The following is a 17,209-nucleotide window of genomic DNA, read 5'->3' as shown; positions in this document are numbered from 1 at the left end:
AACCGGCGATTGCTCCTCGCGGGCCGCTGATCGATCCTCGCAAGCCGGTGATCGATGCTCGAGAAAAGCGGCGGGTGATCGATGCCCGGAAAGCCGGTGGTCGAAGCCCCCCGTCCCCGTCAGGGCCGATATCAGGGTTCGGCCAGGGTCGTCCCGACTCCCGCCGCGCCTCCTCGCCCGTCACCATGGACGCATGACAGATCAGCAGCACGCGGCAGCGGAGCCGGATCCCGGCCCCGGCCCGGGCGCCCCACCACCGGGCAGCGGGCCGCGGGACGCCGTGCCGCCCGCACCGGGCCCCGCCAGAGGTGAGGAGCCGCGCGCGCACGAGGACCCGGCCGAGCCCGCCGACTCGGTCCCGCCCGCGGACCCGGCCGCGCCCGAGGTCCCGCGCAAGTTCCGGCGCGACCACCGGCAGAAGATGCTGGGCGGGGTGTGCGCCGGTCTCGGCCGGCACTGCGAAATGGACCCGGTGATCTTCCGCATCGTGCTCGCGGTGCTCTCCGCGACCGGCGGCATCGGCCTCATCTTCTACGGCTTCGTGTGGCTGTTCGTCCCGTACGACGACGAGGAGGAGAACGAGGTACGCAAGCTGCTCACCGGCCGCGTCGACGGCCAGGCACTGGCGGCCGTGCTCTTCGCGCTGGTCGGCTGCGGAGTGTTCCTCTCCATGCTCAACAACGGCGGGGTGCTGACCTTCGCCGTCGTCCTCTCCCTCCTCCTGGCCGGCGCGGGGTACTGGTCGCAGCAGCGCGGCGCCCCCGACCCCGACCCGCTCGCCGCCCAGGCCGTCGCCGACGCCCCGCCCGAGGCGCAGGCACCGCCCGTGCCCGCCTCCTACCCCTCCTGGTGGCGCGACCCGATCGTCAAGGACGGATCGCACGTGGGCGGCACCGGCTACCTGTGGGGACCCCAGGACGCACGGGACCGGGACGTCGCGGCGGCGGTCAACATCGCCCGCGGCACGACGCGACAGGACATACGCGACCTCCGCGCGACGCGCCGGCCGAAGCCGCGCGGTCCCCGCTGGATCGGCGGCTGGGTCTTCCTGCTCGCGCTCCTCGCGGGGGGCCTCGGCACCGGCCTCACCTGGCACGACCATGCGCTCGGCACCAGTCTGCAGACCGGCCTGGCCTGCGCGCTGATCGTGTTCGGCCTCGGCATAGCCATCAGCGCCTTCCTCGGACGTACGGGCGCGGGATCGATCTTCCTGGCGGTTCTCACGGCGGCCCTGCTGGCGGCCTCCGCGGCGCTCCCCAAGGACATCAGCACGCACTGGATACGAAAGGACTGGACACCCACTGCCACAGCCCAGCTCCAGAAGAACTACGACCTCGGCACGGGCGTCGGCACCCTGGACCTCACCCATCTGAACGTGGCCAAGGGCCAGACGATGACGACGAGCGCCGAGGTGGGCGTGGGCCGGCTCAAGGTCGTCATCCCCAAGGACGCGACGGTGAAGCTGAACGTGGACGTGGGCGTCGGAGACATCCAGCTGCCGGGCGACGACAAGAAGGACGTGGACGTGGAGCCGGGCAAGTCCAAGCAGGTGACGCTGTCACCCACGACCGCCAGCAAGAACGGCGGCACACTCGACCTCGACCTGCACGTGGGCGTGGGACAGGCGGAGGTGACCCGTGCTACGTCATGAGTTCCAGCCGGGAAAGCTGGTAGCGGGCTTCTTCCTCACCCTCGCGGGCGTCATCTACGCCGGTGACGCCGGGGGCGCCTGGGAGACCCCCTGGTTCGTGGTGATCCCCGTTGTCACGGGCGGCCTCTGCCTTGCGGGCGCGGTCGCCTTGCTGACCCATGGCCTGCGCAGACGCCGCGCCGAACCCAAGCCGCCGGCCATGAACGCCTAGCGATACCCCCCGGCGCGCTGCCTGCGCCGGGCTCGCAGGGCCGCATCGACGGAGAAGACCGAAGCACCCGCGAGGACGAGAGGGAGCCAGGCCATCAAGTAAGCAAGGTCGTTGCCGTAGTAGTACGGGTCGGAGGCCCAGCTCACCGTCAGCCACAAGCTGAGGGAGATGAGTGCTCCGCCCACCGCGGCGAGGCGGGCCAGCAGGCCGATCAAGGTGCCGATACCGACGGCCAGTTCACCGAAGGCGATGGCGTAGCCGAAGCCGACGGGGTTCTTCAGGGACAGGTCGACCAGGGCCGGGATGGCCGAGGAGTCACGCACCGTGCGCATCATGTCCCCGATCGAGCCCGCGCCGGAGCCCTTCATGAAGGCGCTGTCAGTGAGTTTGTCGAGGCCGGCGTAGATGAAGGTGACGCCGAGGAAGACCCGCAGTGGCAACAGGGCGTAACGGGTGGCGGAGTCCCGCCAGTCCCGCCTCTCGTCGAGATAGGGGGTGTGGGTATCCGTCCGCATACCGTGAGTCATCGCTCTCCGCCGCCTCTCGCCCACGTGCCGTTGACCCCTCAAACAGACCATACGTACGACAGCGGCCCCCCGCTCAATCCCCGGGCGCCCGATTTCCTGCCTTCCCCCATCCCACCGCACCTTCACAACCACCGCCCCCCCAAGACGTTTTTCGCCCCCTCCGCCCCTACCCGTCCCGTACCTGGAGGCTGCCGCCCCCAGACCCCCGCTTCGGCCTGAACGGCCTCGCCCTCAAACGCCGGACGGGCTAGAGAGATACCCCCCGGGAGTGGAGGCGGTTGTCGGGGCGGGTGGGAGGTGAGCGGGCAAGGGGTAGGGGTGAGCCGGACAGGCGGGTGAGCGGGGAGAGGAGAGGCCGGGGGGACAAGTCGCCGTCTGAGCACCAAGCTCCGGACGAACTGATCGGTGCCCGCCGCAGTGGAACTGACCGCCGGAGTGGGGAAGCACCCGCAGCCGCGGACGCACGCCCCCACTCACCCGCACCCGCCGACGCACGGAAGGGGCCGTGCCGGTACATCACATGCCCCGTCGCTTACGTGGTTGCCAACAAGCAGGACCATGCAAGCCAAGCGATCTGCCACCGGCGACGGGGCGGATGTACCGGCACGGCCCCGACCCACCCACCAGCGGAAGGCGGAGCCACCCACCGGCGGAAACCCGACCCACCCACCGGGGGAAGGGCGGAATGGCGGAGCCACCCACCGGCGGAAAGGCGGAATGGCGGAGCCACCCGCGCAAACCCAACCCACCGACCGGACGGCGGGCGGAAACCGGCGCCCGCCCCCTCAGTCCGTCACATCGATCGCGGCCCGGTTCGTCTCGACCCCCGCAGCCGTGACCACCTGCACCTCCACCCGCCCCGGCTCCACATCCACCGGCACAGGCACAGTCAGCACCGCATCCGTGGGGTTGCTGAACCCCCCGGCCACCGGCACCAACGGCACATGCACATGCACCGCCCCAATCCGGACCACCATCCGCGACAACCGATCGGCCGTCTGCGCGCCGGGCGGAACGAAACCGGCCCCCCGGATCTCGATGTCGTCCCCGGTACGGATCGGCGCGTCCAGGTCCCCCGCCTCGCGGGAGCGGACGACGGAGAGGATCACGGGACGCCCGCCCTCGGCGTACTTCCCGGCGAGATACGTGGCGGCCGACACCAGCACCAGCAGAGCCAGCCCCCACGGCAGATCCGGCAACTGCGAGGGCCGCCGAGCCAGCCGCACCGCCGCGAAGGCGAGAGCGACCCAGCTGATCACGACGTACTGGATGTCGGCGAAACTGCCCCGCCCGGAGTCGTCGGTCAGCAGATCGGCGGCGCGCGGCCGGTCCGCACGCACCTTCTGCAGGCGCTGCCCCAGCACCCGCAACCCCACCACCCGCCGCACCAGCACCGCGATCCCACACACCACGGCGACGACGGTGACCACACCGGCGCCCCGGGCGAGATCGAGCCCGGCGATCAGTTCGTCCCGCGATCCGTGCGCGGAGGCCGCCGCGAGCTGCCCCACCAGCACGAGCACCGCGAACACCACGAAGAGCACCCACCCGGCCGCCACCGCACGCGAGGTGGAGAGACGGTTGTCCTCGCCGATGACGGGGGCGAGGGCGCCCCCGCGCGCCCGGTGCAGCCAGGCCGCACCCGTCAGCAGTCCGGCCATGATCAGCGCCGCGAGCAGCCCGGCCGTCCGCGCGGCCGTCCACCCCGCACCGATCGCGGTCAGCGCCTGCACCAGGAGCAACGCCACGGCACCGCCCCAGACCGCATACGCGGTGTACCGCCACAACCGCCCCAGCCACGCCTCGCCCTCGACCCGCCCGCGCTCGGCGACGAGGTCGGCGGACTGGGTCAGCTCGTCGGAGACCCACTGCCGGGACGCGGACGCGGAGTGCGCGACGGCGGCGGGCAGCCCGTGCCCGGACGCCAACTCGTCGCGCTTCGCGAGAAATTCGGCGACAGCGCGCCGGTGTCCCGCTCGCGCCCCGTGCGGGCAGTCCCCACAGGTGCAGCCGCCCTCGTGGGCACCCTGGTCCGCCCCCTGCCCGGAACCACGTCCGGAACCGCCCCCGGCTCCCCGCCCCGCACCGTGTCTCGCCTCCTGCACCGCCACGCCCGCTGCCGCCTTCCCCGCGCCGAGAACTCCCGAGCGGCCAGACCTTCCGTACGCCTGACTGCCGTACAACTGCCTTGCCGTACAACTGCCTTACAACTGCCTCGCGATGACAGCGCATTGTGCCGTACGAAACACCGCCCGCTTCGGGCAGGTCTGGTCAGCGCGGGTGAAGCACAGCACCCCGTGTTGACCCGGCTGCGAGAATTTCTCTATGGCCGAGATCATCCAGCGCGACGGGACCTGGGCCTTCGACGGCAACACGGTCAGGATCACGCCGGGACTCCACCGCTCCGTGCCGCTGTTCCGGCAGACGTACGGAGAGATCGCCGTTCCCCTGGAGGCGGTATCAGGCATCGTCTACGAACCCGAACGCAAGCGCGGCCGCCTGCGCCTCAGGCTCCGCGAGGGCGCCGACCCGCTCCTGCAGGCGACCGGGGGCCGGCTGCCCGAGGCGGCGGACCCCTACAAACTCACGGTCGACATCGACCGTTCCGGGGTCGCCGAGTACGTCGCCGAGGAGATCCGCCGCGCGCTGCTGCTGGACCAGATCCCCAAGGAGCCGGCGAAGACCTATCTCCTGTCCGGCCCGCCCGTCCCGGTGTCCGTCCGTTCCAGCGACGGCACGGTCTCCTTCGACGGCGCGCAGGTGCGGATCGACTGGGCGGACACCTCCGAGAGGGTCAAACGGGCGACGGGCCCGCGGATCATCGCCGTGGGCGACCTGGTCCAGGTGGAGTGGCTGCCCAACTCCGGTTACGAGGACGGCTTTCTGCGCTTCGTGACGCGCGAGACGGTCTTCTCCAAACTGCCGCCCGAGAAGGACCCGTACGCCCTCGACCTGTGGGGCAGCGCCCGCCGCGACCTCCTCACGGCTCTCGTCGCCACCGCGGTCACCGCACGCCTGCCGCACCCGTCCACCCGCACCGGCGAGTACGTGGACCACCCCCGACTCGCCTCCGCCGTACCGCCGCAGTCCGACCATCACGACGTGCTCCTGCGCCGCCTGCGGGAGCTGGGCGAGCTGCACCGCGACGGCGTGCTGACGGACGAGGAGTTCGCGACGACGAAGGCGGCGGTACTGCGCGGCTTCTAGGGCCTGTCCGACGGACCACGTCGCAGACGCGGGGCCTGGCACGCCCATCTGGACGCACCAGGCCCCGCTCACCGGCGCTCATAAGGCACCGCAGCCTCCTCCGACCTGATCCGCCGGAAAGGCCCTATAGCCCCTCAGGACAGCAGATCCGGTTCGCTGCGGCTGATGTCCTGCCACAGGGGCTGGTAGTTGATCCACGCCACCAGGTCGCCGCCGAGCTGTTCGCGGGTGGCGACCGCCTGCTTGTGGTCGATGAGGATCGGCCGCCCGGCGGCCTTCGCGGTGAGCTGGACCTGGCTCGACCGCTCCATGGACAGGAACCACCAGGCGGCGGCGTCGACCGAGTCGCCGACGGTGAGCAGCCCGTGGTTGCGCAGCACGAGCGCCTTGCGGGTGTCGAGCGCGGCGGCGATCCGGCGCCCTTCGTCGGCATCCACGGCGACACCCGTGTACGCGGCGTACAGGGCGTGGTCCTCGTAGAAGGCGCAGCTCTCCTGGGTGATCGGGTCGAGCAGGTCGCCGAGCGCGGACAGGGCGCGCCCGTGCACGGAGTGGCAGTGGGCGACGGCGACGACGTCGGGACGGGCGGCGTGCACCTGGGCGTGCACGGTGAACGCCGCCTGGTTCACGTGGTAGCGGCCTTCGATCACCTGCCCGTCCTGGTTGGCCATGACCAGGTCGCTCACGGTGACGTGCTTGAACGGCATCCCGAAGGGGTTCACCCAGAAGCAGTCGCTGTACTCCGGGTCGCGCGCCGTGATGTGCCCGGAGACCCCGTCCTCGAATCCGAGCCGCCCGAAGATCCGCAGCGCCCCGGCCAGCCTTTCCTTGCGGTGCCGCCGTTCGTCCTCCGGCGACTCGTGCATCGGCGGCATGGCGAACCGCAGCCGGTCGGTGGGCAGGGGCAGCGGCGGGGTGGGCCCGTGCATATGTCCTCCAGCACTGGCGTGTTCGGTACGGAGCGGAAGTTACCCCCGGTCAGCGCAGGAGAACAGAGCAGTTCGGTGAAGAGATGAGCACAACCGTGGCCCGAGGTCACTTGTCTGCCTGGATGAATCGATACCTGGAACCCGGTGAATCCCAGGAGGCGCGCATGAACCGCGCAGAGCGGCGGATCCTCGCCCTGCTCCGCCAGCTCGCGGAGCGGGACTTCGCCGTCCTCAGCGATCTCGGCGGCTCCCCGCGCCGGCTCGCCGTGCTCACGTACATCGCCGAGCAGCACGGATTCCGCTACGCGGAGGCGCACCGGGTGGGCCGGGCACTGCAGGTCCAGCTCATCCGCATCGAGCGGGCCGACGCGGGCCCGCCGGACTCCGCCTCGATCCCCGGGCTGCGTCCCGGCACCCTGAGACCGCTGCCGGAGGCGGCGCAGGCGGTCCGGCGACTGAAGGACCGGATCGAACTCGACGCCATGGCCGACGATCCGAGCGTGCGGTCCCGGGTGGTGATCATGACTGGCTGCGCCCTCTTCATCGCCGTGTGCTTTCTCGTCTCCGGCTGGCGGGCGGCGCTCACCGGCTTCACCTGCGCGGAGGCCCTTTTCATGAGCTTCCTGTATGCGGAGGTCGTCCGCCGCCGGAAACTCGCCCGCCGTGTCCACGCGGCGGTCTGAGCATTGGCGACCGCAGCCCGGAAATCCAGACAGAAGATGTCGGGTATCCACGCCAGACTCTCCGTATGACGTCGAACTGGGCAGCCTTCACCACCGCCGAACCCGACCTCGCCAAGAAGATCGAGGACCGCTTCGGAAGCTTCACCCACCACGTCCTCGCGACCCTCCGCAAGGACGGTTCGCCGCGGACCACCGGCCTCGAAGTCCGTTTCCTGCACGGCGATCTCTGGCTCGGCATGATGCCGGACTCCCTCAAGGCGCTCGACCTGCGCCGCGACCCGCGCTTCGCGCTCCAGGCGAACCCGGGGCCGGGCACGGAGATGGCGGGAGGCGATGTCCGGATCAGCGGGCGGGCGATCGAGGTCGACGATCCGAAGACGAAGGCCGCGTACGTGAAAGAGGTGGAACCGCCGCAGCCGTTCCACCTCTTCCGCACCGAGCTGACGGAGGTCGTACGGACCTACGTCGAGGACGACACGTATCTGGTCGTCGAGATCTGGAAGCCAGGAGAGCCGGTGCGCGCTCTCAGGCGGAAGTGAGCCGGAGCGTCACTCCCACTCGATGGTGCCCGGGGGCTTGGAGGTCACGTCGAGGACGACGCGGTTGACGTCCGCGACCTCGTTCGTGATCCGCGTCGAGATCTTGGCGAGGACGTCGTACGGCAGGCGCGACCAGTCGGCCGTCATGGCGTCCTCGCTCGACACCGGACGGAGCACGATCGGGTGGCCGTACGTCCGGCCGTCGCCCTGGACGCCGACGGAGCGGACGTCCGCGAGCAGGACCACCGGGCACTGCCAGATGTCGCGGTCGAGACCGGCGCCGGTCAGCTCCTCGCGGGCGATCGCGTCGGCCTCGCGGAGCAGGTCGAGCCGGTCCTTGGTGACCTCGCCGACGATACGGATGCCGAGGCCGGGGCCGGGGAACGGCTGACGCTGGACGATCTCGTCCGGCAGGCCGAGCTCCTGGCCGACCATCCGGACCTCGTCCTTGAACAGCTTGCGCAGCGGCTCGACGAGCTCGAACTCGAGGTCCTCGGGGAGGCCGCCCACGTTGTGGTGGGACTTGATGTTGGCCGTGCCGGTGCCGCCACCGGACTCGACCACGTCCGGGTAGAGCGTGCCCTGGACGAGGAAGGCGACGTCCTCGCCTTCGGCGGCCTCGGCGATGATCTCCGCCTGGGCCTGCTCGAAGACCCGGATGAACTCGCGGCCGATGATCTTCCGCTTCTCCTCGGGGTCGGAGACCCCGGCGAGCGCGGCGAGGAAGCGCTCCTCCGCGTCCACGACCTTCAGCTGTACGCCGGTCGCGGCCACGAAGTCCTTCTCGACCTGCTCGGTCTCGCCCTTGCGCATCAGACCGTGGTCCACGTACACGCAGGTCAGCTGGGAGCCGATGGCCTTCTGTACGAGGGCGGCGGCGACGGCGGAGTCCACGCCGCCGGACAGACCGCAGATGGCGCGCTTGCTGCCGACCTGCTCGCGGATGAGCGCGACCTGCTCGTCGATGACGTTGCCGGTGGTCCAGGAGGGGGTGAGCCCCGCGCCGCGGTACAGGAAGTGCTCCAGCACCTGCTGACCGTGTGTGGAGTGCATGACCTCCGGGTGGTACTGAACGCCGTACAGCTTCTTCTCGTCGTTCTCGAAGGCCGCGACCGGGACGACGTCCGTGGAGGCCGTGACGGTGAAGCCCTCGGGAGCGGCGGAGCAGGCGTCGCCGTGCGACATCCACACCGACTGCTCGTCCGGGGTGCCCTCGAAGAGGGTGGAGCCGGACTTCGAGACGTGCAGCGGCGTACGGCCGTACTCGCGGGCGCCGGTGTTGTCGACCGTGCCGCCGAGGGTCGTCGCCATCAGCTGGAAGCCGTAGCACATGCCGAAGACGGGGACACCGGACTCGAAGATCTCGCGGTCCAGGCGCGGGGCGGCCTCCGCGTACACCGACGAGGGGCCGCCGGAGAGGATGATCGCCGCCGGGTTCTTGGCGAGCATCTCCTGGACCGGCATGGTGCTCGGCACGATCTCGCTGTAGACCCGGGCCTCGCGGACGCGACGGGCGATGAGCTGGGCGTACTGCGCACCGAAGTCGACGACCAGGACGGTGTCGGGGGCGGCGGGGGACGCTTCTGGCACGGTTTGCCTTCCGGCGGTGAGCAAGGGGTGTGTGTGCTGCCGATTCTACCGGGGGCTGGGGCGGGGCCGCCTACGGCCGTTTTTCTCGCCCCCTCCGCCCCTGCCCGTCCCGTACCTGGGGCTGCGCCCCAGACCCCCTCGGGTTCTCTTTTTGGGTGCGATCGCGTGGGGGCCAGTCGCGCAGTTCCCCGCGCCCCTTACGGGGCGCAGCCCCGCATCTCAGCATCCGAACCCGCTTGGACCCCGTCCGCCCCCACGGGCATACTGCTCCCATGCTCACGCACCAGACCTTCGTGTTTACCTATGGCAACCGGCCCGCCGGCTGCCATGGTCGTGCTGCTTGAGCAACTGACAAGCGACTTCCCAGGCGCCCCGGGCCGACAAGGCCCGGGGCGTCTGCCGTTTCCGGGCCCTGCCGCTCCGGGGCACCCCTTCCACCAAGGAGCCCCACGATGGCCGACGTACTCGACAAGACCGGCGCCCGCACCGACGAGGCCGCCGACGTGATCACCGGCGCCCGTGAGCGCATCGACGCCCTCGACGACCGGATCATCGGCCTCGTCCAGGAACGGATGGCGGTCTCGGCGGTGATCCAGGAGGCCCGGATCTCCTCAGGCGGCCGCCGGGTGAACCTCTCGCGCGAGATGGAGATCCTCGGCCACTTCAGGGACGCGCTGGGCAAGCCGGGCACCACGCTGGCCATGACGCTTCTGGAGCTGTGCCGGGGCCGCATCTGAACCCCCGGCACGGCACATGAACCCCGTACACGGCGCACGCACGTACGCATTCCGACTCACCCGTACGGCGCGTGACCGCCTCGCCGCGGGCTTCGTTGGTCCCGGTGTCCGTGTCAGCCAGGGGCGGGCCCGAAAGAACCACGCGTGGCTCCGCTGGAGCGATGAGACGTACGGATCGTGCCGTGTGTCGTGGGACCTCGCTCCAGGGTTGTGACCGGACGGCAGGGGACAGCAGCCCGGTCTCAAGAGAACGGTCGGCTCCGGGGACGCCCGGGGCCGACCGGCGGAATCTGTTCAGAGGTGGTCCAGGCGGTTGCGGAGGCCGTTGCCCATCCAGCACGATGCGAGAACAGCTCATGAGAACAGCCCCAAGTCCCGACTGCCAATGGTCGACACCACGTGCGCACCCTTCGCGCGCCGGGGCGCACGACCCGGTGGTCACCCCCGGACCCAGCGGCGCACCCCCCGGCGCCGCTCCCAGGCACCGGCGCTGCCCTGACGTCGGTGCTGACGAAGAAGGGCCCCGCGGCTCCATCCCGCGGGGCCCTTCGCCGTGCCCGTCACTCGCCGCCTTCGGCGCTCAGGTACGGGACACCGTCCCGCAGGTGTCCGTGGCGGAGCGCTCGATGTCGCGGCTGCGGTCGTACGGATCGGTGGTGGGCCCGGTCGGGGACGCGCCCGTGGGAGCGGACGAGGCGAACTGCGGGTGCAGGAAACCGTCGTAGACGGCACAGGCGGAGTTGGCCAGATCCTGGTCGTGCCGGAGGATCCACAACTTGCCCGGGGTGGCCCGGTACTTCCTCGGGTCGGCGACCTCCACGTCGAGGACGCGGCGCACGATCGTGCGGGTCACCTCGGTCGAGCCCCGGTCGGCGGGGGCCACCGGATAGACGAAGGTGTAGTCGACGTGGACGGCGACGGACGCGTGCTCGCCCGCCTTGAACGTCATACGGCCGCGCGTCTTGACCACGTCCCCGACCAGTCGTGTCTCGTCGGGATCGAACCGGCTGAAGAGCGACAGCGGATCGTGTTCCTTGCCCGGTTCGCGCAGCCAGCTCTTCGCGTCCGCGAGCATCTTGGGCTGCTCGGGGTCGAGGGTGGCGAGCGCGGCCTCGGGGCGATCGCCGCGCAGGGTGGCCGGGTTGAGGTTCGCATCCACGAGCAGGGCCTTCATCTGCCGCAGGGCGGTCGCCACCTGAGCCCGGGTGAGCGAGCCGACCGGCGTGGCCTCCGGTACGACGATGCCGGCCGCGCCGTCGGCCCAGCCCTCGGCGGGCGATCCGGCGAACGGCCGGTCCAGGGTGGGTGTGTCGGGCGCCGCGGAGGAGGGCGGCGCGGTCGGCGGTGCCGTTTCCGGAGGCAGTGAGGCGGCCGCCGCGGGGCCGCCGGACGACGTACCGAACGGATCGCCGGGCAGCAGCGACGGCTTCATCGCCACCACCGCCACCGCGATCGCGATCGGTACGCCGATGATCGCCCACAGGCGACGGCGACGGGCCGCGCGACCGTTCATTTCCTGCCACGTGGAGTCCGTCCGCCAGCCCTCCGGCCGAGCGCCCCGCGCCTCCTGCTGCCGCAGCCGCTCCGTCACCATGCGCGCCCGCGCGGACGGCTCTTTCGGGGCCGACTGCCGGATGTCGCGTTCGCTGTCGCGGGCGAACCGTTCCCACACATCGTCAGGGACGGTGGGCTCCCCGGATTCCCCGGTCTCCTCAGGCTGCTTGTCAGACACGAGGGTCAGTTCTAAGCGGTTCGAAAGGCTGTCCACAAGCCGCACTCGGATGTGACTCAGCCCACATAAGAATTCTGTGAAGCGGGGCGCAACCATTCACGCGCTTCACCGGTCACACCTGCAGAACCAACGGCCACACCCGCGCCCCACACGCGGAGGCCTCACCCATACGAGCGCCGCGAAGCCGCGGTGCACCCGGACTTTCCGAGGTCTTCATGAAGCTTCGCCGTGCCATGGCCGTTGCGGCCGCGACGGCTGTCATAGCCCCGCTCGCGCTGCTGTCGGCGCCGGCCGCGTTCGCGACGGACGAGAGCCCCAGCCCGACCGCGAGCGCGTCCGCGTCCGAGTCTCCGAGCGAGTCGGCGTCCCCGTCCGCGACCGAGACGACTCCCGAGCCGACCGCCTCCGCCTCTGTCTCCGAGTCCGCGACCGAGACCGCTCCGGCTCCGAGCGCCTCCGCGTCGGCCTCCGAGTCCACCCCGGCGCCGAGCACCTCCGCGCCCGAGGAGTCGGAGTCGCCGGACCCGGAGCCGTCCGAGTGCGAGGACTCCAAGGTCGACGTGTCCATCACGGGCCTGCCCGGCAAGATCGCGGCGGGCAGCGGCTGGCACAAGTTCTCCCTGAACGTGGCCAACAACTCCGAGTCCACTCTGAGTGACCTCGGCTTCTTCGCCGGCGCGTCCTCCGACAAGGCGGGTGAGGACCTCTTCCAGAGCAAGAAGGTCCAGCTCCAGGCCTACAACCCGGACGACAAGGTCTGGGAGGACGTCGACTCCGAGGGTTACGCGGTCGGCTTCGTCGGCTACACCGACGAGCTCAAGCCCGACTACGAGGTCAACATCCCGCTCCGCATCAACGTCAAGTCCAGCGCCCCGGTCGGCGCCGGCTTCTCGCTCGGTGCCAGCATCTACGGCGACGCCGACGACGAGTGCACGGGCTTCGGCGAGGTGGCGTACAAGTTCCAGATCGTCGCCGCCGGCACGGACACCGACGGCACCAAGCCGACGGAAGGCGGCAAGGCTCCGGTCTCGGACAAGCCTGCCGACAAGAGCAACACGCCGGAGGTCGACGGCAGCCTCGCCGAGACCGGCTCCAGCTCCGCCCTGCCGATGATCGGCCTCGCCGGCGGTCTCGCCGTCGTCGCCGGTGCCGGTGCGGTGTTCGTGGTCCGTCGCCGCAAGTCGGCTGACGCGACCGCGTAAGGCGGCCGGACACAGCACACGTAGGCATCACGCCTCGTACAAGAGAAGGACCTGCGCTCGGAGGGGGGCGCAGGTCCTTCTTTCTTTGCCTGTACGGCCTTTCTTTGCTTGTACGGCCCTTCTTTGCTTGTACGGCCCTGCTCTGCTTGTACGGCGTTACGACTTCGGCGGCACCGTAGGCATCCCCAGGAACGGCAGCTTCAGCGCGCCGAACGCGTCCGCGGGGACGGCGGGGTGTTGCGGCTCCACCGGCTTGAGACGCTCGTACGCCGCGCACGGCGCCGGGCGCGGGTCGGCCTCGTCCTTGTTGGGCCAGTACGACATCGCGCGCTCGGCCTGGGCGGTGATGGTGAGCGACGGGTTGACGCCGAGGTTCGCGGAGACCGCGGCGCCGTCGACGACGGAGATGCCCGGGTGGCCGTACAGCCGGTGGTACGGGTCGATGACGCCGTCCTCGGCACTGGCACCGATCGGGCAGCCACCCAGGAAGTGCGCGGTGAGCGGCGTACCCATCAGCTCGCCCACGTTGCTGCCCGCGAAGCCGTTGATCTCGGCGGCGATCGCGGAGGCGCCTTCCGAAGCCGCCTTGATCTGCTTGGGGTTGGGCGCCCCATGCCCCTGACGAGCCGTCAACAGGCCTTTTCCGGCGCCCTTGGGCTTCAGATACGTCGTCAGGGAGTTGTCGAGCGACTGCATCACCAACCCGATGATCGTCCGCTCGGACCAACGGCGGTTGGAGAGCGAGCGGAGCACCAGGAGCGGGTGCCTGGCGGCGTTGGCCAGCCAGCCCAGGACCCTCGACGAGCCCTCCGTGTACGGGACTTGGAGGATGGAGAGGCCGCCCATCGAGTTGGATCCCTTGCCGTAGCGGACCGGCTCGATGTGGGTGTTCTCGTCGGGGTGGATGGATGACGTGATGGCGACTCCGCGCGTGAAGTCGACCTTCGGATCGCCGGTCACCTTGCGGTAGCGGCGGTTGTCGGTCTGCGCGCCCACCAGCGCCTCGGAGTTGGTGCGGGTCAGCTCGCCCAACTTCCCCGAGATGTACGGCAGCTGGCCACCCGCCTTCATACGGTGCAGCAGGGTCTGCGTGCCGTAGGTGCCGGCCGCGAGGACGACCCGCCGGGCCTTGAAGGTCCGCCCCCGCCCCTTGCGCTTCTCGTCCGTGGGGAGGGTCTGGACCGCGTACCCGCCCTGCGAGTCGTCCGTGACCGACACGACGGTCGTCATGGGATGGACGACGGCGCCCGCCTTCTCGGCGAGGTAGAGGTAGTTCTCGTTGAGGGTGTTCTTCGCGCCGTGGCGGCAGCCGGTCATGCACTCGCCGCACTCGGTGCAGGCCTTGCGAGAGGGGCCGGCGCCGCCGAAGTACGGGTCGGCGACCTCGTCACCGGCCTTGGCCTTCACCGCCCCGTCGGCGTCCTCCCCGTCCCCGAAGAAGACGCCCACCGGCGCCATGTGGAAGGTGTCGCCGACGCCCATCCGCTCGGCGGCCGCCTTGAGATGCACGTCCGACGGCGTCATGGTCGGGTTGAGCCGCACGCCCAGCATGCGCCGGGCCTGGTCGTAGTACGGCTTCAGCTCCCCTTCCCAGTCGGTGATGTCCTTCCACTGCGGGTCCTCGAAGAAGGGCTTCGGCGGCACATAGAGGGTGTTGGCATAGTTCAGGGACCCGCCGCCGACACCGGCGCCCGCGAGGACCATCACGTTGCCCAGCAGATGGATGCGCTGGATGCCGTACATGCCGAGCTTCGGGGCCCAGAGGTAGTTCTTGATGTCCCAGGAGTTCTTCGGCAGCGCGTCGCGGGTGAAGCGGCGGCCCGCTTCGAGGACGCCGACGCGGTACCCCTTCTCCGTCAGGCGCAGGGCGGTGACGGAGCCGCCGAAGCCGGAGCCCACGACGATGACGTCGTAGTCGTAAGCGCCGTCACCCTGGTTCTGGGCAGAGTTCTCCTGTGACACGTGCTGCTCTCCTCATTGAGAACTGTCGAGGACTGTTGAGGCTCAGCGGAGGCGGAACGCCTTCATGACCTTGAGGCTGCGGCTCATGAACGCCGCGTACTTCTCGTCGTCCATCCCCGGCGACGGCGCCATCGGCAGCAGTCGCTGCTGGGCGACCGTCTGCGCCTCGGTGTACTTGAGGATGCCCTCGGAGCCATGGCGGCGGCCGAGACCGGAGTCCTTCATGCCGCCCATGGGCGACTGGACGCTGCCGTACGCGGGGGCGTAGCCCTCGTTGACGTTGACGGTGCCGGTGCGCAGCCGGGCGGCGACCGCGCGCCCACGCCGGCCGTCCTTCGTCCAGACGGACGAATTGAGGCCGTACGGCGTGGAGTTGGCGAGCTCGACGACCTCGTCCTCGGTCTTGAAGCGGTAGAGGGAGACGACGGGCCCGAAGGTCTCCTCGGCGCAGACGGCCATGGGGGCTTCCACCCCGTCGAGGATGGTGGGCTCGAAGAAGTAGGGGCCGATGTCGGGCCGGGCCACGCCACCCGCCACGACCTTGGCGCCCTTGGCGACGGCCTCCTCCACATGCCGCGTCACGGTCTCCAGCTGCCGCTCCCCGACCAGCGAACCCATGTCGGCGCCGTACGCGAGGGACGTGCCGAGCCGCATGGCCTTGGTCCGCGCGGCGAAGCGCTCGGTGAACGCGTCGGCGATGGACTCGTGGACGTACAACCGCTCGATGGAGATGCAGAGTTGGCCGGCGGAGGAGAAGCAGGCGCGGACGGCGCCCGCGGCGGCCTTGTCGATGTCGGCGTCCTCCAGGACCACCATGGCGTTCTTGCCGCCGAGTTCGAGGGAGACCCCGACGAGGCGCGCGGCCGCACCCTGGGCGACTTCGCGCCCGGTCCGCGTGGACCCGGTGAACGAGACGTAGTCGGCGTGCTTGACGACCTCGGGTCCGACGACCGGACCGTCGCCGATCACCACCTGGAAGACCTCGGCGGGCAGCCCGGCCTCGACGAGCAGGTCACGCGCCCACAGGGCGGTCAGGCATGTCTCGGTGTCGGGCTTCATCACGACGGCGTTGCCCGCGACGAAGGCGGGGAGCGCGTCACCGACGGACAGCTCCAGGGGGTAGTTCCAGGGCGCGATCTGGCCGACGACGCCGCGCGGGTGGCGGAGCTCGGTGACCTTGGTGAGGGTGGGGACGGCGCCGGTGTGCCGCTTGGGACGCAGGTACGAGGGCGCCTTGCGTCCGTAGTGCCGGGCGGCCACGACGACGGCCTGCACCTCTTCGTGCGCGTGGAGGCGGGCCTTTCCGGTCTCCAGCTGGATGAGGTCGAGCACCTCGGCCTGGCGGGCGAGCACCAGGTCGTGGAAGCGGAGGAGGACGGCGGCGCGCTGCCGTACGGGGGTGGCTCCCCAGGCGACCTGGGCGGCGCGGGCCCGCTCGAATGCCTTCTGGACGTCCTCGGGCGTGGACTCGGGCAGGTCCGCCAGCTTCTCGCCGGTGAACGGCGTGTGGTTGGCGGTCCGTCCGGACCCGACGACACCCTTCGTGAGCTGCGCGACCAGCTCGGGCGTGACGACGTCGACGGCGGTGCGGGCGCCGGTGGGGGCGGGGGCGAGGGGGTTGGTACCGGTCGCGACGGCACCGGTCGCCGCCGCCGTATCGGTCTCGGCCACCGTACCGGCCGTGGCCGCATCGGTCTCGGCCACCGTAGCGGCCTCGGGGGTGCCCGTCTCAGCCGTACCCGCCTCGGGGGTGCCCGTCTCAGCCGTACCCGTCCCGGCCGTACCGGCCTCTTCCGCGCTGGTCGTTTCCGTGGCCTGCTCCGCGGCCTGCGAGTCCGTCATGAGCCGCAGGGTATGCCTGCCCGGCCCCTTTGGGTACCCGTCGGTAATCGCCTTTCACGGAGTACACACACAGCGCCAGTGATCGCTGGCAACGAATGCGCTGATCAGGGCGTTGTGCGTGTGGCGATCACGGCTTGGTCACTTCGAGCGGATCTCGCCGCGGCATCTCCCGGCCGGTCGGTGAGCGGGGCTGCACGCGACCGTCCATGCCCGTCCGCACGAGGCCGAGTTCCAGTCGGGTCCGGCGCCGACTGTCAGCGGAGCAAGCAACGCCAGAGGGGCCCGTACGCCGAGTTGTCGTGAGCGGGACCTTGGGTCGGACGCCGACCATATAAGAACTTGACGTTTCTTTGACCTTGGCCTCATAGTCCCTTGACCTCACGAACTCCGAAGGAAC

At 70.5% G+C, this 17,209-nt stretch carries 14 protein-coding genes; 7 read left to right on the top strand and 7 right to left on the bottom strand.

Going from position 1 to position 17,209, the window contains the following annotated elements:
- The first annotated feature begins 193 nt into the window (after nucleotides 1-193).
- On the top strand, nucleotides 194-1,651 hold the full coding sequence (locus AB5J53_RS29555; RefSeq protein WP_369248658.1) for a PspC domain-containing protein: 1,458 nt from the start codon (nucleotides 194-196) through the stop codon (nucleotides 1,649-1,651).
- Nucleotides 1,638-1,862 carry a hypothetical protein gene (locus tag AB5J53_RS29550; RefSeq protein WP_369248657.1) on the top strand — a complete coding sequence of 75 codons (225 nt, stop codon included), beginning with the start codon at nucleotides 1,638-1,640 and terminating at the stop codon, nucleotides 1,860-1,862. The genes AB5J53_RS29555 and AB5J53_RS29550 overlap by 14 nt, the downstream gene beginning before the upstream one ends.
- Here AB5J53_RS29550 and AB5J53_RS29545 read toward each other — a convergent pair.
- Nucleotides 1,859-2,389, bottom strand: a complete 531-nt coding sequence (locus AB5J53_RS29545) for a DoxX family protein (protein ID WP_369248656.1) — start codon at nucleotides 2,387-2,389, stop codon at nucleotides 1,859-1,861. The two genes, AB5J53_RS29550 and AB5J53_RS29545, sit on opposite strands and share 4 nt — an antisense overlap.
- A 785-nt stretch (nucleotides 2,390-3,174) precedes the next feature.
- Nucleotides 3,175-4,500 carry a hypothetical protein gene (locus AB5J53_RS29540; protein WP_369248655.1) on the bottom strand — a complete coding sequence of 442 codons (1,326 nt, stop codon included), beginning with the start codon at nucleotides 4,498-4,500 and terminating at the stop codon, nucleotides 3,175-3,177.
- Nucleotides 4,501-4,714: 214 nt separating this feature from the next.
- Here AB5J53_RS29540 and AB5J53_RS29535 point away from each other — a divergent pair, with 214 nt between their 5' ends.
- The gene (locus AB5J53_RS29535) at nucleotides 4,715-5,596 is read left to right on the top strand and encodes a DUF4429 domain-containing protein (RefSeq protein ID WP_369248654.1); all 882 of its coding nucleotides are present in this window, start codon (nucleotides 4,715-4,717) and stop codon (nucleotides 5,594-5,596) included.
- 134 nt (nucleotides 5,597-5,730) lie between these two features.
- On the opposite strand, the gene AB5J53_RS29530 is transcribed toward AB5J53_RS29535, so the two are convergent.
- Nucleotides 5,731-6,525 (bottom strand): class II aldolase/adducin family protein, encoded by a 795-nt coding sequence (locus tag AB5J53_RS29530; RefSeq protein ID WP_369248653.1) that lies wholly within the window; start codon nucleotides 6,523-6,525, stop codon nucleotides 5,731-5,733.
- Nucleotides 6,526-6,689: 164 nt separating this feature from the next.
- On the opposite strand from AB5J53_RS29530, the gene AB5J53_RS29525 reads away from it, so the two are divergent.
- Both AB5J53_RS29525 and AB5J53_RS29520 read left to right on the top strand, forming a co-directional pair.
- A complete protein-coding gene (locus AB5J53_RS29525; protein WP_369248652.1) occupies nucleotides 6,690-7,208 on the top strand; it encodes a hypothetical protein in 519 nt (172 codons plus the stop codon).
- A gap of 65 nt (nucleotides 7,209-7,273) precedes the next feature.
- Nucleotides 7,274-7,747, top strand: coding sequence for a pyridoxamine 5'-phosphate oxidase family protein (locus AB5J53_RS29520; protein WP_369248651.1), 474 nt, complete (start codon nucleotides 7,274-7,276; stop codon nucleotides 7,745-7,747).
- A gap of 9 nt (nucleotides 7,748-7,756) precedes the next feature.
- Here AB5J53_RS29520 and guaA read toward each other — a convergent pair whose 3' ends face one another.
- The gene (gene guaA, locus AB5J53_RS29515; RefSeq protein WP_369248650.1) at nucleotides 7,757-9,337 is read right to left on the bottom strand and encodes a glutamine-hydrolyzing GMP synthase; all 1,581 of its coding nucleotides are present in this window, start codon (nucleotides 9,335-9,337) and stop codon (nucleotides 7,757-7,759) included.
- A 452-nt stretch (nucleotides 9,338-9,789) separates the two neighbouring features.
- Here guaA and AB5J53_RS29510 point away from each other — a divergent pair, with 452 nt between their 5' ends.
- Nucleotides 9,790-10,074, top strand: a complete 285-nt coding sequence (locus AB5J53_RS29510) for a chorismate mutase (protein WP_369248649.1) — start codon at nucleotides 9,790-9,792, stop codon at nucleotides 10,072-10,074.
- Between the two features lie 580 nt (nucleotides 10,075-10,654).
- Here the strand turns inward: AB5J53_RS29510 and AB5J53_RS29505 are convergent.
- Nucleotides 10,655-11,806, bottom strand: a complete 1,152-nt coding sequence (locus tag AB5J53_RS29505; protein ID WP_369248648.1) for a hypothetical protein — start codon at nucleotides 11,804-11,806, stop codon at nucleotides 10,655-10,657.
- 215 nt (nucleotides 11,807-12,021) lie between these two features.
- Here AB5J53_RS29505 and AB5J53_RS29500 point away from each other — a divergent pair, with 215 nt between their 5' ends.
- Nucleotides 12,022-13,008: an LAETG motif-containing sortase-dependent surface protein gene (locus AB5J53_RS29500; RefSeq protein ID WP_369248647.1), complete on the top strand. Its 987-nt coding sequence runs from the start codon at nucleotides 12,022-12,024 to the stop codon at nucleotides 13,006-13,008.
- A 156-nt stretch (nucleotides 13,009-13,164) separates the two neighbouring features.
- Here the strand turns inward: AB5J53_RS29500 and AB5J53_RS29495 are convergent, their stop codons facing one another.
- A complete protein-coding gene (locus tag AB5J53_RS29495) occupies nucleotides 13,165-14,970 on the bottom strand; it encodes a GMC oxidoreductase (protein ID WP_369248646.1) in 1,806 nt (601 codons plus the stop codon).
- 42 nt (nucleotides 14,971-15,012) lie between these two features.
- Nucleotides 15,013-16,812, bottom strand: a complete 1,800-nt coding sequence (locus AB5J53_RS29490) for a succinic semialdehyde dehydrogenase (protein ID WP_369248645.1) — start codon at nucleotides 16,810-16,812, stop codon at nucleotides 15,013-15,015.
- Between the last annotated feature and the right edge of the window lie 397 nt (nucleotides 16,813-17,209).

This window comes from Streptomyces sp. R41 (assembly GCF_041053055.1).
Lineage (GTDB): Bacteria > Actinomycetota > Actinomycetes > Streptomycetales > Streptomycetaceae > Streptomyces.
Note: the sequence above shows the minus strand (reverse complement) of the source record. Positions and strands in the feature narration are given on the sequence as shown.